Origin of the sequence: Adhaeribacter terreus (assembly GCF_042657365.1) — a bacterium.
GTDB classification, from domain to species: Bacteria; Bacteroidota; Bacteroidia; order Cytophagales; family Hymenobacteraceae; genus Adhaeribacter_A; species Adhaeribacter_A terreus.
The window spans coordinates 420,039-437,338 of record NZ_JBHSKT010000002.1 but is presented as its reverse complement, the minus strand read 5'-3'; the positions used below and the strand labels follow the sequence as shown (position 1 = coordinate 437,338).

Annotated in this window: 13 protein-coding genes; 9 read left to right on the top strand and 4 right to left on the bottom strand. The window is 45.7% G+C overall.

All coding sequences use genetic code 11. The annotated features are described in order from the left end of the window. Positions 1 to 121: 121 nt before the first annotated feature. From ACFPIB_RS04835 to ACFPIB_RS04825, 3 genes are all read right to left on the bottom strand, one after another. Entirely contained in the window at positions 122 to 784 is a 663-nt protein-coding gene (locus ACFPIB_RS04835; protein WP_378016305.1) for a carboxypeptidase-like regulatory domain-containing protein, read from the bottom strand. A gap of 300 nt (positions 785 to 1,084) precedes the next feature. Beyond that, the gene (locus ACFPIB_RS04830; RefSeq protein ID WP_378016304.1) at positions 1,085 to 5,089 is read right to left on the bottom strand and encodes a T9SS type A sorting domain-containing protein; all 4,005 of its coding nucleotides are present in this window, start codon (positions 5,087 to 5,089) and stop codon (positions 1,085 to 1,087) included. Between the two features lie 4 nt (positions 5,090 to 5,093). Continuing rightward, complete coding sequence (locus tag ACFPIB_RS04825) at positions 5,094 to 5,411, bottom strand: hypothetical protein (RefSeq protein ID WP_378016303.1); 318 nt, start codon at positions 5,409 to 5,411, stop codon at positions 5,094 to 5,096. 544 nt (positions 5,412 to 5,955) lie between these two features. On the opposite strand from ACFPIB_RS04825, the gene ACFPIB_RS04820 reads away from it, so the two are divergent. From ACFPIB_RS04820 to ACFPIB_RS04805, 4 genes are all read left to right on the top strand, one after another. Beyond that, entirely contained in the window at positions 5,956 to 8,187 is a 2,232-nt protein-coding gene (locus tag ACFPIB_RS04820) for an ATP-dependent helicase (protein ID WP_378016302.1), read from the top strand. Between the two features lie 83 nt (positions 8,188 to 8,270). Then, entirely contained in the window at positions 8,271 to 8,828 is a 558-nt protein-coding gene (locus tag ACFPIB_RS04815) for a hypothetical protein (protein WP_378016301.1), read from the top strand. 37 nt (positions 8,829 to 8,865) lie between these two features. Further along, positions 8,866 to 9,105: a hypothetical protein gene (locus ACFPIB_RS04810; protein ID WP_378016300.1), complete on the top strand. Its 240-nt coding sequence runs from the start codon at positions 8,866 to 8,868 to the stop codon at positions 9,103 to 9,105. Further along, positions 9,102 to 9,500 (top strand): type II toxin-antitoxin system VapC family toxin, encoded by a 399-nt coding sequence (locus tag ACFPIB_RS04805; RefSeq protein WP_378016299.1) that lies wholly within the window; start codon positions 9,102 to 9,104, stop codon positions 9,498 to 9,500. Before ACFPIB_RS04810 ends, ACFPIB_RS04805 begins: the two co-directional genes overlap by 4 nt. Before the next feature lie 89 nt (positions 9,501 to 9,589). Here the strand turns inward: ACFPIB_RS04805 and ACFPIB_RS04800 are convergent, their stop codons facing one another. Continuing rightward, a complete protein-coding gene (locus tag ACFPIB_RS04800; protein ID WP_378016298.1) occupies positions 9,590 to 10,300 on the bottom strand; it encodes an endonuclease III domain-containing protein in 711 nt (236 codons plus the stop codon). Positions 10,301 to 10,763: 463 nt separating this feature from the next. Between ACFPIB_RS04800 and ACFPIB_RS04795 the strand changes: the two genes are divergently transcribed. The 5 genes from ACFPIB_RS04795 to ACFPIB_RS04775 all read left to right on the top strand — a co-directional run bounded on the left by ACFPIB_RS04795 (position 10,764) and on the right by ACFPIB_RS04775 (position 17,231). Continuing rightward, the gene (locus ACFPIB_RS04795) at positions 10,764 to 11,423 is read left to right on the top strand and encodes a DUF4290 domain-containing protein (protein ID WP_378016297.1); all 660 of its coding nucleotides are present in this window, start codon (positions 10,764 to 10,766) and stop codon (positions 11,421 to 11,423) included. Continuing rightward, positions 11,424 to 12,731 carry a UDP-N-acetylglucosamine 1-carboxyvinyltransferase gene (gene murA / locus ACFPIB_RS04790; RefSeq protein ID WP_378016296.1) on the top strand — a complete coding sequence of 436 codons (1,308 nt, stop codon included), beginning with the start codon at positions 11,424 to 11,426 and terminating at the stop codon, positions 12,729 to 12,731. It abuts the gene before it with no gap. Positions 12,732 to 13,289: 558 nt separating this feature from the next. Beyond that, positions 13,290 to 14,711 (top strand): Glu/Leu/Phe/Val family dehydrogenase, encoded by a 1,422-nt coding sequence (locus ACFPIB_RS04785; RefSeq protein ID WP_378016295.1) that lies wholly within the window; start codon positions 13,290 to 13,292, stop codon positions 14,709 to 14,711. Between the two features lie 448 nt (positions 14,712 to 15,159). Then, positions 15,160 to 16,026 (top strand): DUF4349 domain-containing protein, encoded by an 867-nt coding sequence (locus ACFPIB_RS04780; protein ID WP_378016294.1) that lies wholly within the window; start codon positions 15,160 to 15,162, stop codon positions 16,024 to 16,026. Between the two features lie 110 nt (positions 16,027 to 16,136). After that, complete coding sequence (locus ACFPIB_RS04775) at positions 16,137 to 17,231, top strand: AI-2E family transporter (protein WP_378016293.1); 1,095 nt, start codon at positions 16,137 to 16,139, stop codon at positions 17,229 to 17,231. Positions 17,232 to 17,300: the final 69 nt, after the last annotated feature.

The following is a 17,300-nucleotide window of genomic DNA, read 5'->3' as shown; positions in this document are numbered from 1 at the left end:
CGTGGAACAAGCTTTCCGCCAGGCTTTCAGAAAAAACCAGGTTTAAAAAGAAGTTAAATTTAACCAAAAAAATTCAACCGGGTCTTAAAGTAATCAAAACCAGTCAACTGAAAGTACAGCCTTAGAAATCCATGTTGAAGGTTTTCCGTTCGAATGCTTTAAGATAAACAGAATCTTCAACTGTGCGCCGGTTGCCATTCTCCTGTACTTCAATTCTAATTGGAATGAATCGGTTGGCAGGAATACTTCCTATATCCAAATCGATGTTTGCTAAACCGGTAAAATTGTAGGTACTTATGGCCTCATTGGTTAATCTTTTTCCAACTTCCAGTTTTATCTGATCATCAGGTTGAGCTGGTACCACTTTGGTTAACTTTAGTGAAAGAAATGCCAGTGGGTCCATTTCAAAAACCATGTGCTGCTCATTTTTCAATGCTTCTATATTCTGGAAATCGAAAATATGCTGCTGGTTGAAAATCTTGTCCTGTTCCAAGCGTTGGTACATATAGTTTTCGCGTTGCACGTAAACTCGGTAAGGCCCTTCCTTGTAAGAAAAATTAAAACTGAATTTCCCGGAATTATCAGTAGTAGAAGTCTGAAGCAAATGCATGCCCATAAAAGGGCCATCATTGTCTTCATAAAGACTTACAATTACATTATTAAGTGGCGCCTTGGTGGTTATATCTATAACCTGACCGGTAACTTTAACGTCGGTTATTTCAGATACTTCTTTGCAACCTGCAAGTAAGAATAAACAGATCAGCCCAAACCAGTATTTTTTCATTTTCAGAATCTTAAGTTTACAAAGGTACTGTTATTGGGGTGTTATTAAACGAGTTCAAAAATAAACCCAACCAGATTATCAGACAAATTCTTTCTGCTATTCCCTTAGCTGTTACACATTTGTTTCTTCCGGCAGCTCTTTTACAGGAATTCTTTAGCTTCTATTAAACATCCAATCGTTAAAAAGTTTTTCACCCATTTTTTGGATCCGGAACTTCTGAATTAAAAATATTTCCAACCGCTGTAAACAAAAAAAACGACGCCCTTTTGAGGCGCCGTTTTAATTATAAAAGGCTAAAGTTTATTGAATAACCAAACGGCTGGTTGTGCTTCCAGACTTACTTTTAATGTTAATCAAATATACGCCCTGGCTAAGTGAGGTAGTATTCAGTTTATAATCAACTTTACCATTAGCAGATGGAGCAACCGTTTTCAATATTACTTTACCAATAATGTTGCAAACTTCAACCTGCATTTCCTGGTTCGTATTGGCTTCAATTATTACCATATCGGTAGCCGGGTTCGGATAAACTTTCAGCTGAATACCATTGGCAAACGCATCGGCAATACCTACGGTAGAGTAAGAATACGGCGCAGAAGTAGAAGAACAACCATTGGCATTGGTTACAGTAACTGTATAGAAGCCGTTTTGTGTTGGAGTGTAAAACTGACCCGTAGCGTTAGTAATTGGAGTACCGTTCAGCAACCATTGGTTACCATTTGCCGAACTTGATGCTAAAACACCACCCGCAGTAGAAATTGTTGGCACTACTGGCAATGCATTTACACTTAAGCTCAGGCTTTGCGCAGGACTGGTGCAATTACCGTCAGTAGCCGTTACATAAAGTGTGCCACCAGTGGTACCAACTGTAACAGTAATAGAATTAGAGGTAGAAGTTCCTGACCAACCGGCCGGTAAAGTCCAGGTATAGCTTGTAGCTCCTGCAACCGCAGCAACTGAATAAGTAGCCGTATTACCCTGACATACTGCTGAACTTCCGGTAATGGTACCTGGCTGAACAATTGCTGATACAGAAACCGCTAAAGATTGAGCAGGACTTGTACCGCAGCCGTTTGTTGCAATTACACTTACAGTGCCCGAAGCAGTACCGGCAACCACATTTATAGAATTGGTAGTGGAAGTACCAGACCAGCCGCCCGGCAGCGTCCAGGTATAAGAAGTAGCGCCCGTTACCGCCGGAACTGAATACGTTACATTAACGCCGGAGCAAACAACCGCACTACCGGTAATAGCACCAGGCTGGGCCGGTAAACCTGCAGTAGCTGTAACTGCTAAAGTCTGAACGGTGCTGGTACCGCAGCTGTTTGTGGCCGATACTGTAATATTGCCACCAGCACTGCCTGCTGTAGCTGAAATACTATTTGTATTGGAAGTTCCGCTCCAACCGGAAGGTAAAGTCCAGTTATAGCTGGTAGCACCCGGCACTGCAACAACACTATAAGTTCCAGCCGAACCCTGGCATAAATTGGTAGGTCCGGTAATAGAACCTGGCTGAGCCGGAGTTGAATTCAGGCTTATTGCAAGCGTAGCAGCTGAGCTATTACCGCAGGCATTTGTAGCCACCACCGAAATAGTACCGCTAGCTGTACCGGCAGTTACGTTAATAGAATTAGAAGAAGAAGTTCCGCTCCAGCCCGAAGGCAAGGTCCAGGTATAGCTGTTAGCGCCGGTTACGGCCGGAACAGAATAGGTATTAGTAGAGTTTACGCAAACGCTGGTATTACCGGTTATTGCGCCAGGTGTAGCCGGAATAGTGCTGGTAGTTACTGCTAAAGTTTGGGCAGAACTGCTTCCGCAACCGTTTGAAGCTACAACGCTAATTGTTCCTCCGCCAGAACCGGCAGTAACCGAAATACTGTTTGTAGTAGATGTACCAGACCAACCGGCCGGTAACGTCCAGGTATAAGTAGATGCACCCGTAACTGGCGCTACCGAATATGTTTGGGCTAAACCAGAACAAGCGACTGCATTACCGGTTATTGCACCTGGCTGTACCGGAGCACCCGGATTGATCGATACTGCTAACGTTTGATCTGCGCTGGTACCACAGTTATTGCTTGCCGAAACGGAAACTGTTCCGCCGGCTGGACCAGGCGTAACAGAAATGCTATTCGTTCCCTGGCCTGAAACAAATACCCAACCCGTTGGAAGAGACCAGTTATAGTTTGTAGCGCCAGTTACTGTAGCCACACTATACGTTACAGGGGCAGTTCCGCAAATAGCAGCCGGGCCGGTAATTGCTGTTGGCTGTGACGCTGGCTGACAACCCGAAAGAACAGTTTCCAGCATAATACGGAAACCAACAAACTGAGCCAGATCAGCCCACACTGGCGCAGCGATATTACCATTAGAATAAAATACTTCCGGACGAAGCGGAGTTTCATCCTGGTATGCTATCGACATATTATCGGCAGCGGTAACCTGCTCAATGCTCACAAAGAAAGTGGTAGGCACCGCTACAGCTGGGTTGATATTAACGGTATTTACACCCTGAACAGAAGTCTGGATAGTGGAAGTATAAAGCAAAGCTCCCGGAGTGTTTCCTGCACCGGTGGCATTGAAGACACGAACCCGGAACGCTTTGCCGGCCGCATTAAATGTTGGTTTTACCTGCTGCAAGTTTGCGCCAGCGGCGGCTTTGAATTTCACGGCAACTTCACCGGTTCCGGCATTAAATCCTGCGCCAGAAGTAATAGTTGTGCCATAGGCATAAGACTGGCTGGCTGTGGTTACTACTTGTGAAACTGTTCTGGTATTGTTGGCATTGTTGCCATCGGTCGGAACGCTTACACTTACGGTATTATTACCAATGTTAGCGCTTGAATAACCCGCAAAAGGAACCACAACAGTAGCGCCCACTGCCAGCGATGGAATGGTTACGGTATTGGTGAAAGTATTTGCACCCGTAACGTTGAGCGTTACCGGCAAATTGGTTAATACGGTAGAGCCATTATTTACGATAACGGCAGAAACTACATGCGGACTGGAATGCGTAGTGGAAAGCGTACCTAGCGTATAAACTTCCCCAACTCCTGCATCTGAACTCGTTGTGCCACCAGAAAGCACTGTTTCAACCATGGTACGGAAAGTTAGCGCTGGTGAAAGATCACTCCATGCTGGAGTTGCGATTGTAGTATTTACATAAAAAGTTTGCGGGCGAAGCGGAAGTTCATCCTGATAGGCTAATCCCATATTATCGCCGGCAGTAACCTGTTCAATGCTCACAAAGAAAGTAGTTGGTACTGCTAAAGCAGGGCTGATAGTGACAGTATTTACACCTTGCGCAGAAGTCTGGATAGGAGAAGTATAAAGCAAGGTTCCTGGTGTACTTCCTGCACCAGTGGCATTAAAGACACGTACCCGGTATGCTTTTCCTGTACTATTGAAGGTTGGTTTTACCTGCTGTAAAGTTGCGCCAGGGGCTGCCTTAAATTTCATGGCAACTTCGCCGGTTCCGGAATTTAAACCAATTCCGCCCACGATAGTTGTACCATAAGCATAAGACTGGCTGGCTGTGGTTACTACTTGTGAAACTGTTCTGGTATTGTTGGCATTGTTGCCATCGGTCGGAACGCTTACGCTTACGGTATTATTACCAATGTTAGCGCTTGAATAACCCGCAAAAGGAACCACAACAGTAGCGCCCACTGCCAGCGATGGAATGGCTACGGTATTGGTGAAAGTATTTGCACCCGTAACATTGAGCGTTACCGGCAAATTGGTTAATACGGTAGAGCCATTATTTACGATAACGGCAGAAACCACATGCGGACTGGAATGCGTAGTGGAAAGTGTACCTAGCGTATAAACTTCCCCAACTCCTGCATCTGTACCGGTAGCTACTGCTCTCCAAACCAATGTTGTTCCAATGGTATTAGGGGTGCAGCTTGCTTCCGTTACTCTTATTTTAACAGTACCGGTAAAAGTAGCAGTCCAGCCGATTTTTGGATCTAAACCACAAAAGTCATCGCTGTAGCAAAGAACTGCATTGGTACTATTGTTTAAGAGGGTCAATTCGGCATCATAGCCGGTAGCCCCGCCATCAGTCGCGCATAAAGACCACTGATAAGTTACTCCGGCTGTTACGTTGCAGACTGCATGTTCTCCGGCAAACATATCTGTGGCAATAGCCGTGAAAACAGAAGAACTCGTAGTTTGCGTGGTGGAAGGATATTGGGAGCTTGTTGTAGTACACCCACCTGTTAAACAATCCTGCGCCATTGCCAGGCCCGACCATACTGCTAAAAAAGCAGTAAAAATCATTCTAAAGTATTTATTTTTCATAAGTTTATTTTGAAGGACTTAAAACTGGTTGTGCTTTTCTTCTCTTTTCCGGGCTTACTTTTATACCCTGGCTGTTATACCGGCGGTATAATTCCTTGTTAGCTGCCACCCAATTCTGCTTTGCTGCGGCATACACCTGCTGGTCTCTTTCAGGGTTACCGGTATTCATTTTAACTGGAAAATTGTACTGATCAACCAGAATTTCGAAAGTGAGAGGCTTTACTTTATCTGGAATTTCACTTTTGCGCTGCTGTGCAAATGCACAATTGCACGCAGCTCCTGCAAGCCAGATTGCAAACACTATAAGATTTGTTTTTAACATAAAATTGGGATTTGGTTTAGCGGAATAATGTTATTTCACAATAGATTAATTAGTGTTCTTTTAAAGGATCAACGCATTTGAGGACTTGAGTAAATCTAAGCCGTTTCCTTTGATCAATGAATTCATATTTAAAATTGTATATAAATTTTATTATCGTACAATTAAGCTTTCACAAGCAGATCCATATATTAAATACCAGACTTTTCAGGCTAAAAACGATACCATTTTAGGCCGGAAAAATGAAAGAGTAAAACAAGAACTTTAAATAGAATAGCAAGCGCTTTTAAAAGAAATGCGCTCTGTTTTTTAGTAAAGGGTAATTAAAAAATGGTGAACAAAACATCCGCCAGAAACACACTTAGACAACACTCGATTTTAAAACTTTTTAACATCGTTCGCGGAATGAAAACGGTAGGGAAATCGTTCATAAAAGTCAGCCTGCAAGGCCAATCTAAAAACCCAAACCACGAATTGCTAAATTGCTAAAAGATTTAGGAGGGGTTTTCGTAACTTGCAGGGATTTTACAGAAAGATTTTTGCCGCGATGGATTACCTTAATTTACTAAATGAACCGCAGCGCCGCGCAGTAATGCACACCGAAGGCCCGCTGATGATCATAGCCGGAGCCGGCTCCGGAAAAACCCGCGTTTTAACGTACCGCATTGCGTACCTGCTCGAAAAAGGCGTAGATGCGTTCAACATATTAACCTTAACGTTTACCAACAAAGCGGCCAAAGAAATGCGGCACCGCATCGAGAAAGTGGTGGGCAAAGAAGCCCGCAACATCTGGATGGGCACGTTCCACTCGGTTTTTGCCAAAATTCTGCGCGCAGAAGCCCCGAAAATTGGTTACCCGAGCAGCTTCACCATTTACGATACCGACGACAGCAAAACGCTCATCAAGAATATCTGCAAAGAAATGAACCTGGACGATAAACTTTATAAGCCAGGGTTGGTTTTGGGCAGAATTTCGGCGGCGAAAAACAAACTGATCTCCGTTGCGCAATACCGCAAAGACAAAAATATTCAGGCCGACGACGATGCGGCGATGCGTCCGAAAATTGGGGAAATCTACCAACACTATCAGGACCGGCTGAAAAAGTCGGGCGCGATGGATTTTGACGATCTGCTTTTTAATACTAACGTCCTTTTCCGCGACCACGTGGACGTGCTGAACAAATACCAGCACATGTTCAAATACGTGATGGTGGATGAGTACCAGGATACCAACTACAGCCAATATTTAATTACCCGTAAGCTGGCCGCCAAAGACCGCAACATCTGCGTGGTGGGCGACGATGCGCAAAGTATTTACGCTTTCCGCGGCGCCGATATTTCCAACATCCTGAACTTCGAGCGCGATTATCCGGAACTGGAAGTGGTAAAACTGGAGCAAAACTACCGTTCTACCCAGAACATTGTGAAGGCCGCCAATTCAGTTATCAAAAACAACAAAGAACAGCTGCGTAAATCCGTTTTCTCCGATAACGAAGAAGGCAACTTAATTGAAGTAATTAAAGCCAATTCCGACAATGAGGAAGGCAAACTGGTGGCGCATTCCATTTTCGAAGAGAAGATGAACAACCACCTGAGCTACAACGATTTCGCAATTCTGTACCGCACCAACGCCCAGAGCCGGGCCATGGAGGAAGCGCTGCGGAAAATGAACATCAAATACAAAATTGTGGGCGGCCTTTCGTTCTACCAGCGCAAAGAGATCAAGGACTTGATTGCCTACCTGCGCCTCACGGTAAACCCGAACGACGAACAGGCGCTGCGCCGCGTAATTAACTACCCGAAACGCGGCATCGGTGATACGACAATTGAAAAAATTATTGTAAGCGCCAACGAATCGAACCACTCAATCTGGGAAGTAACCAGCAACATTCACTCCTTCGGTTTTGGCCGCTCGGCCGGTGCCATCGACGATTTTGCGACCAAGATTAAGAGTTTTGCCGTGCTGGCTGAACAAAACGATGCCTTCGAAGTAGCCAAGCACATTGCCAAAGCTTCCGGGGTTATTGAAGATCTGTACGCCGATAAATCTATTGAAGGCCTGGCGCGCTACGAGAACATTCAGGAATTGCTGAACGGTATCAAGGAATACGTGGACGACCCGGAGAAAGAAGATAAAAGCCTGGCCGCGTTCCTGCAGGATATTGCCCTGATTACCGACGCCGACACCAAAAAAGACGACGACGGCGAATACGTAACCATGATGACGATCCACTCTTCCAAAGGTCTGGAGTTCCGGAACGTGTACATTGTGGGCATGGAAGAAAACCTGTTCCCGAGCCAGATGATGATCCAGAGCCGAGCCGACCTGGAAGAAGAACGTCGTTTGTTTTACGTAGCCATTACCCGCGCCGAAAAGAAACTGACCCTCTCCTACGCCACCAGCCGCTACCAGTGGGGCAACCTGCGCGCCTGCGAAAAAAGCCGTTTCCTGGATGAAATAGAACCCGCATTCCTGAACTTCAAATTCTCCGACGGCCAGGGTGCTTTCGAGAAAGTGCTGAAGCGGAAAAGTCCGTTGGTAGCCACTACTGCCGCGCCTATCCGCAAAGCCACCAACTACACCCCGCCTGCCGATTTTGTAGCTTCTGATACATCCAATTTAGCCGAAGGCATGCGCGTAGAGCACCCGAAATTCGGTTTCGGAACGGTAGCCAAAATGGACACGCAAGGCAATAGCACCAAAGCCATCATCAATTTCGAAGAAGCCGGCGAAAAAACGCTATTGCTAAGCTTTGCTAAGCTGCGGATACATAGTTAACAACAAAAAGGGGAATAGTTAATAGCTATTCCTCTTTTAATTTAAGGCTTTCTATGTTTCTTCTTATAAATCTCGCGTAGACTATGAAAAATTTAATTCTGATTTTCTTATGCTTTCCTCTAATAATTTTACTTCAATCCTGTTATACAACTTCAGCCTATAGAACTGTTGGTGGTAATTATTATCAATACTACGGGCAGGATACAACAGCTTTTATCCAATCCATGAACAAGTTTGCCAAAACTTATCCGGATTTAATGCTCGATAGTAGCTTTGTAAATAAAAAATTCAGAAACAAGTTTGATTCTAAAACTGAAATTGCCCGCGTTTTTTCAGGAAATAAATTGTATCCACTATTTCCTCATAAAAACTATTATGGGTTATATTCTTGGTTTATTAAATCTCAAAATAATAAACTTATATATGAGATAGGACTTTTTAACTGTGGTTTTAGTAAGCCTAAATATAATCATTGTGGTTTCTCATTATTTAATGTCTATGAACAAAAAGATGAGAAAGTAAAATGGATTGACTTAACTAATGAAGACACCAAAGAATACAGGAAGCGTAGAGAAATTTACTTAAAGCAATTTGAAGCTGAAATGCTACCTATATTGAATCCTAATTTTGGAGTGAAATAATATCTTCTTGCAGCAATTTTCCGTTATTTAGATTATTATGAAAGCAACTAACATAAACATCTTAGACAGCTATTTAGGGCTATTAAATAATTTAAGTCCGGATAGTAAACTGGAATTAATTTCCCGGCTTTCGCAATCGCTGAAAACCAAGCCGAAAACGAAAGAAAAGTCAATTCAGGAACTGTTCGGCGCTTTTACTTCTGAAAAATCGGCGGAAACTATTATAGAAGAAATAAGACAATCCCGCACTTTCAACCGTCAGATCGAAGAACTTTGAAAAAGTATCTTTTAGACACCAACATTTGCATATATTATCTCAAAGGCCGTTTTGGCTTGGATAAGAAAATTGCAGAAATCGGCATTGAAAACTGCTTCATTTCCGAAATTACGGTTGCCGAATTAAAATTTGGCGCTGAAAATAGTGAACGGAAAGAACAGAATAGAAAGGACATCAGCGACTTCATTTCTAAGTTTTCAATTATTCCGATTTTCAGTTCTTTAGAAATTTACGCCAAAGAAAAAGCCCGCTTAAGAAAGAAGGGAATTATAGTTGATGATTTTGACCTTTCGATTGGAGCAACAGCTTTGGCAAATGGCCTTACGGTAGTTACCAATAATACTAAACATATTGGACGGTTGAAGGATATCGAAATCGAAAATTGGGCAGAATAGAGTCTTCTGAATTTAAATTTTCAGCCCAAAATACTATCTCTTTCACCTCAAAAAGTCAAACCCAACTTTCACAAGCATTAAGCAAAGCCTTACGTTACTTTCCCTATCCGCTGCTGACCAAACGGGCAAATATCCAGCACCACGCACCTGTGGCAATCAGGGTTTTGGAAAAAACAGCACCACTGCCCGTGAAACATAAAAACTTCGTGGTGGTCGTAAACCTGCTGGGCATCCCAATCGGCGGGCAGTAAGGCTTGTAAAATGGCGTGCGCCGGGCCAGGGCCAATATTTTCCGGAAGTAATCCAAGCCGCTGCGCCACCCGGTGATGATGACTATCGACGGGCATAGCGGGCATCCGCAAATTACTGAATAATAGCACCGCCGCACTGGTTTTGGGTCCTACGCCGGGGAGTTGCTCCAGCCAGGCCCGCGCTTCTAATACCGGCAATTCCTTCAGAAAATTCAGCTCAAAAGAGCCGTTGTTTCGGACTAAAACTTCTTTCAATACAGCCTGCAAGCGCGGCCCTTTTTGCTCAGGCCAGGTAGCCGCCGAAATTGCCTTTTGTACTTCCGCCAACGGCGCTTCCAACACCGCTTCCCAGGTAGGAAACTGCTGCCGCAAATTCCGGAAAGCCCGGCTGCTATCGGCGTTTTTAGTGCGGTGAGAAAGCAAAGAACTCACCAGTTCACTGATCGGATCAAGCGTATGGAAATATTTCACCGGACAGCTATACTCACCACAAAAGTGATCGTGCGCCAGCAACGCTTTCCGCTGTAATTGTTCTGAATTTTCAGCCATAAAGGCTTGTACGGAATTAACAGGTGGAGTTGGATTTTACCCCACCTAAATCCTCCCCTAAAAACAGGGCAGGACTTTTGATCAGATAAAGTGAAGTAACCACCCCCGAACCCCTCCTTGAAAAGGAGGGGAGCTTTTGGTTCCTGCTTCTTTTTGACTTTTGGAGCTTCAAAGCATAGCGTTTCCTATTCGCATTTAATAAAAATTTAGTAGCACCAGCACTGGCGTAAGTGTTAAGCCAAAGGCGTCACTTGTGCCAGAAAAATTCATTGCCGTCTGCTTTAGCTGACGGAACGCATATTGCGTCAAAAGTCCTCCCCTGAATCAGGGGAGGAATTAGGTGGGGTAAAATGCTATCCCTCCCACTCAAAAAAGTCAAAAACCAAAACTTTTTGCCTGAACGGAAGTACGTATAACCTGCTCTCGTAAATTTTTCTAACTTTGAGCTTCTAAAATCCCTAAAATGGTAGCCAGTTCAACTTTTAAGCAAGAATTATTGCTGCGCGAATACGGAATAAACGTGCACAACCTTGTAAAATACATCCTTACTATAGAAGACCGGAGTCATCGTTCGCGGGCAGCACAACTGCTCGTAAACCTGATGGCGCGGCTAAACCCCAGCATCGGCAGCGTGCAGGATGCCCAGCAGAAACTCTGGAACCACCTTTTTGTAATGTCCGACGGGCAATTGGATGTGGATGCGCCTTTCGAGCTGAGCGCAATGGAATACCTGAACGACAAACCGCAGCGCGTGGAAATTCCTACCCAAGTGCCAAAGTTCAAACATTACGGTAAAAACGTGGAAGCGCTGGTGCAGAAAGTAAGCGAAATAGAGAACGAAGACGAACGCCGTGCGGCCATTATTTCACTGGGCAAACTGATGAAATCGCTCTACAAGGCTTACAACAAAGACACCGTTTCTGATGAAGTAATTCTTGCCGAAATGCGCGCGTTGAGCCAGGGAAAACTGAACATTGAGTTGCCGGGCGGCGAAGCCAGCACCTTATTCGATCTGAGCCCGGGCGTGCAGCAGCAAAAAAATTACCAGCAGAAAGAGCAACAGCAGCACAAGCATAAAAAACACGGCGGACACCAGAAACACCACCAGAAACACAAAAATTAAATGGCATCTTTTGAAGTAATCGGGGGACGAAAACTGAGCGGCGAAATAACCCCGCAGGGCGCGAAAAACGAAGCCTTGCAGGTGATCTGCGCCGTACTTTTAACCGAAGAACCCGTTACCATTACCAATATTCCGGACATTGTGGACGTGCAGAAGCTCATTCAGTTACTGAGTGAAATGGGCGTATCCGTAACCCGCGACGACGACGAAACCTACACCTTCCAGGCCAAAAACGTAAACCTCGATTACCTCGGCAGCAAAGAATTTGTGAAGCTGGGCCGCGCCATCCGGGGTTCGGTGATGATCATGGGGCCGCTTTTAACGCGCTACGGGAAGTGCAATTTACCGAAACCGGGCGGCGATAAAATTGGCCGTCGCCGGATGGATACGCACTTCATTGGCCTCGAAAAACTGGGCGCCAAATTTCAGTACGATTCCAACGACGAGTTCTTCCACATCAATTCCGATGGCCGCCTGAAAGGTACGTATATGCTGCTGGACGAAGCTTCGGTAACCGGCACCGCCAACATTATAATGGGCGCGGTAATGGCCGAAGGGTTAACTACCATTTATAACGCCGCCTGCGAACCTTACGTGCAACAGCTTTGCAAAATGCTGAACCGCATGGGCGCCAAAATTTCCGGCATCGGCTCGAATTTACTCAACATTGAAGGCGTAGATAAACTGGGCGGTACCACGCACAAACTGCTTCCGGATATGATCGAAGTCGGGTCGTTTATTGGGATGGCTGCCATGACGGGCTCGGAAATTACCATCAAAGATTGCCAGATCCACGAACTCGGCATTATTCCGGATACGTTCCGCCAGCTCGGCATTAAAATGGAGTTCCGCGGCGACGATATTTTCATTCCCGCCCAGGAAAACTACACCATCGAAACTTACATCGACGGCAGCATTTTAACCATCGCCGACCAGATCTGGCCTGGCTTTACTCCGGATTTATTAAGCATTGCTTTAGTAGTCGCCACGCAAGCCAAAGGAACGGTTCTGATCCACCAGAAAATGTTCGAAAGCCGCCTGTTCTTCGTAGATAAACTGATTGACATGGGCGCGCAGATCATTCTCTGCGATCCGCACCGCGCTACGGTTATCGGCCACAACAAACAAGTAAACCTACGCGGTATTAGAATGACTTCTCCGGATATTCGCGCTGGTGTTGCGTTGCTAATTGCGGCGCTTTCTGCGGATGGCAAAAGTGTAATTGATAATGTGGAGCAGATTGATAGAGGTTACCAGCATATTGATAAACGGTTGAACGCTTTGGGTGCGCAGATTACGCGTATTTGACCCCACCCTAACCCTCCCCTAATTCAGGGGAGGGAATTTTTAACAATTGTAGAGACGCAATACTTTGCGTCTTTTTTCATTTGCAGTTGTTTTCATTTATTCGGTTTATTTCATTTGTTTTCAGTTTCTATTACCTTCTGACAAATACAAATAAAATCCTCACAATCATTCACCTCGGTCTGTGGCGCACAGACCGAAACAGAGGTGTTAAATCAAGTAGCATCCTCAAACCTCCCAGGTTTCCAAAACCTGGGAGGTTTAACTAACCGACACTTTTTCAACCAAAATCCCTATCGTTTTCAGGCCCAAACTCCTACCATTTTCAACAAACACAAGCACGCTTCACCTCGAAACCCCTATCATTTTTCAAGCCCCTAACCCTACCGTTTTCAAACAAAACCAGCACTTTTTCCGCCAAAAAAGATACGGTTTTTAACCCAAAACTCTCCAAAACGCTATCCCCTTTCCGCCAAAAACTCATCGAAAAAGCAGAATAAATAACTCAATTTCCGGAAGTACGTTCAATAAGGATTTTCCAACCAAACCTTCCCCAAACGTATGGCTCAAGAAACAGAAGGCAAACAATTTCTGAACAGCGTGCACCGGTATTTCGACCAGGCGGCGCAGCACACCGATGTAAAACCCGGCATTCTGGCCCAGATCAAGGTTTGCAACAGCCTTTACAAAGTTAATTTTCCGGTAGAGCATGAAGGCAAGGTTACCGTTTACGAAGGCATCCGGGCGCAGCACAGTCACCATAAACTGCCTACTAAAGGCGGCATCCGATTTAGTACACACGTTGATGAAGACGAAGTGGTGGCGCTGGCTACGCTCATGACCTTTAAATGCGCGCTAGTAGATGTGCCTTTTGGCGGGGCGAAAGGCGGCGTGAAAATCAACCCCAGAACCACGCCCGTAGAAGTACTCGAAAAAGTTACCCGCCGCTATGCTTCGGAGCTTATTCAGAAAAACCTGATCGGTCCGGGAATGGATGTGCCGGCGCCCGATTACGGAACCGGCGCCCGCGAAATGGCCTGGATCGCAGATACGTATCACGTTTTTAAATACGGCGAAACCAGTGCGATGGGCTGCGTAACCGGCAAACCGGTTGGTCAGGGCGGCATTAGAGGAAGAACCGAAGCGACCGGTTTAGGCATTTATTACGGCCTGCGCGAAGCCCTTCACGATACCGAGATTCTGAAGCAACTGGCTATAGACCCCGGCCTTCGCGGCAAGCGCATGATCGTGCAGGGTTTGGGCAACGTAGGTTACCACGCGGCGCATTTCTGCCAGAAAGACGGCGTTTTAATTACCGGCATTGCCGAGCGCGAAGGCGGTATTTTCAACAAAGATGGCCTGGATGTGGAAGCCGTTTTCGAACACCGGCAGGAAAGTGGTTCCATTTTGAATTATCCCGGCGCGCAAAACGTAGAAAATTCCAAAGATCTGCTCACCTGGGAATGCGATATTCTACTGCCGGCCGCCCTTGAAAATCAGATAGATATAACGAATGCTCCGCACGTAAAAGCAAAAATTGTAGCCGAAGGCGCCAACGGACCGGTTACCCAGGATGCCGAACAAATTCTGCTGCAAAAAGGCATTTTCATGCTGCCCGATCTGTATTTGAATGCCGGCGGCGTAACGGTTTCGTACTTCGAATGGCTCAAAAATTTATCGAATGTGCGGTTCGGAAGAATGGGCCGTCGTGCGGAAGAAGCCAGCCTGAAACGCATTGTAAACCTGATCGAAGATACCACCGGAAAATCCATCGGCGAAAAAGAACGCAACTTAATAATCAGCGGCGCCGACGAAATTACGCTGGTGCGCTCCGGCCTGGAAGACACCATGATTCTGGCCTACCACGAAATGCGCGAAATTATGCGCCGTAAACCCGGAATCCGCGACCTGCGCACCGCCGCTTTTTACAGCGCCACCGAAAAAATTGCCATTAGCTACCAATCGCTAGGAATTTTCCCTTGATGGGTTTTTACCTCCAAAACGATACGGTTTTTACCTCCAAAACTCCGCTGCCATTTGCTGGTTGCGGAGTTTTGTTTTCCGGAATTTTAAGTAGCGTTTTCGGGATTTTCCCGGACAGCGTTTATACTAAATTATTGCGTCATCCCGAGCAACGTCGAGGGAACTTATCAAGCCACATTCCTGAGTTTTCAACTAAAAGGTATAGCGTTTTTCAATTTATCTGGTCCCCATTTTTCTGGTCATCCTGAGCGAAGCCGAAGGAACTTACGCATACAGAACCCGCACGACCACTAATCTCAAAATGAAGGAATTCTTCGCTTCGCCCGAATTCCATAGGAGTACCAGTTAGTTCCCTCGGCGTTGCTCGGGATGACGTAATAAATCTTGCAGCTAAATTTGAAGGTTACTTTTCAGGCATTCTCCGTATTAAGTTCAAAAATATCCGGCTATGAAAACGCTATCCTTTTTGCCCTCAAAAGTCATTGGTTCGTTGCTTAACGTTTTTTTGCTGGCCGTTTTGCTGAGTTGCAACCGGCAGCAGGAACCCGACCAAAGCGCCGGCAGTCAGGAAGTTATGTTCACGCCGCCACCGGCAGCCGCTCCTGCGATGGAAGAAGCGCAAAGTCAGGCGGATGTTTCCCAAGCCGAACCGCAATTCGAGCAGAAAAATATCCGGAATGCGAACTTGCGTTTTCAGGTGGCCGATTATAAAAAGAGCGAAAACGCTATCCAAAACCTGCTCAAAAGTCACGGCGCTTTCCTGGTTTCCAGCAACGAAGCGCGGGTAGATAACAGCCTGGAAAACAATTTCATTATTCGGGTTCCTTCTAAAAACCTCGATGCGCTGCTGGAAAAATTAACCGAACTCAGCATTTACCTCGACTACAAAAACATTTCTTCCGAAGATGTAACCACTGAGTTTGTAGATATTTCCGCCCGCATAAAAGCCAAAAAAGCCGTGGAAGAACGCTACCTGGACCTGCTGAAACAAGCCAAAACCGTAAAAGATATTGTGGAAGTGGAAAACCAGCTGCGGCAGATCCGCGAAGAAATTGAAGCCACCCAAGCCCGCATCAATTACATTAACCGACAAGTTGCTTACAGTACCATAAACCTACAGATCTACGAAAACAGCGCCCGTCAATCCGGTGACCATAACTTCATGATCCGAATCCTGAACGCGCTGCGCAACGGCTGGGATCTGCTGCTTTCGTTCGTAGTTGGTTTGCTCTACATCTGGCCGTTCCTGATCATTCTGGCGCTGGTCATTTTTATCCTGAAGAAATTCATCCGGAAACATCCGCCGGTAAAATAAAACCATTAGCGCAGGGTTTAAACTCTGCGCTAATGAGCTTACAAGTACAATTCCACAACCAAAACCGCTTCTGGAAGTAAAACGATAGCAATTTCACGCTAAAAACTGCCATGGCCAAACTTACCAACCTGCAGCGCTTCAACCAGATCTTGCTGGCTTTTCTGCTGTTTTTCGGACTCATGAAACTGGCCGCGCCGTTCCTCATTCCTATTGCCATCGGCGGCTTGTTTGCCATGATGCTCGTGCCTGTAAGCCGGAAACTGGAAAAGTGGGGATTATCGCGTTTAGTAGCTGGCTTGGTTTGCATTTTAACGATATTGGTCGTTTTGATCGTGGTCATTATTTTACTCATAAACCAGCTCACCAGCCTGCTCAACGACCTCCCGCAGATCAGCGAAACCATGACTGCCAAGCTGAACCAACTGCATAATTTCCTAGCTTCCAAGATCAACGTTTCGCCGCAAAAGCAACACGAATTCCTGAAAAGCGAAGTAAAAGATTACCTAGCTTCCCTGAGCACCTATATCGCGGGTTTTGTGCGGGTAACCGGCACCGTTCTGGCCAGTTTCATCCTGACCATGGTGTATGCGTTCTTCTTTTTACTCTACCGCCAAAAGCTGAAAAATTTCGTTTTCCTGGCCGTAACGTCAAGAATTCACGCGTCAACCCATCCCATAATCGGAGCCCCAATCCGCGACCCAAGCATCATCATCAGCAAGATCACAAACGTGGCCAATTCGTATGTTTCCGGTTTGTTTCTGGTAATCCTGATCCTTTCCGCCGCTAACGCGCTGGGTATTTACCTCATCGGAATCGAACACGCACTCTTTTTCGGGTTAATGGCCGGCATCCTGAATTTGCTACCATACATCGGCTCTATTTTAGGCAGCCTTATTCCTATTTTATTCGCCCTGTTAACCAAAGATTCACTTTTTTACCCGCTGGCCTTAATTGGATTTTTTATTTTTCTGCAAATGATCGAAAGCTACGTGCTCACGCCCAACATCACCGGCGCCAGCATCCGCCTAAACCCGATGATCACGCTCATGGGCCTGCTTTTCGGAGGCTTCATCTGGGGTATTCCCGGCATGATCCTTTTCATTCCGTACCTGGGTATTGTGAAAGTAATTTTTGATCATGTGAAAAAGCTTCGGCCGTATGGGTATTTGATGGGGAAAGATCCGGGAGTTGATGTGACGGCGTAGAAAAGAAAGTTATTCAATAATTATCTATTCATTGCGAGCGAAGCCGAGGGAACTTATCAAGCCATTATT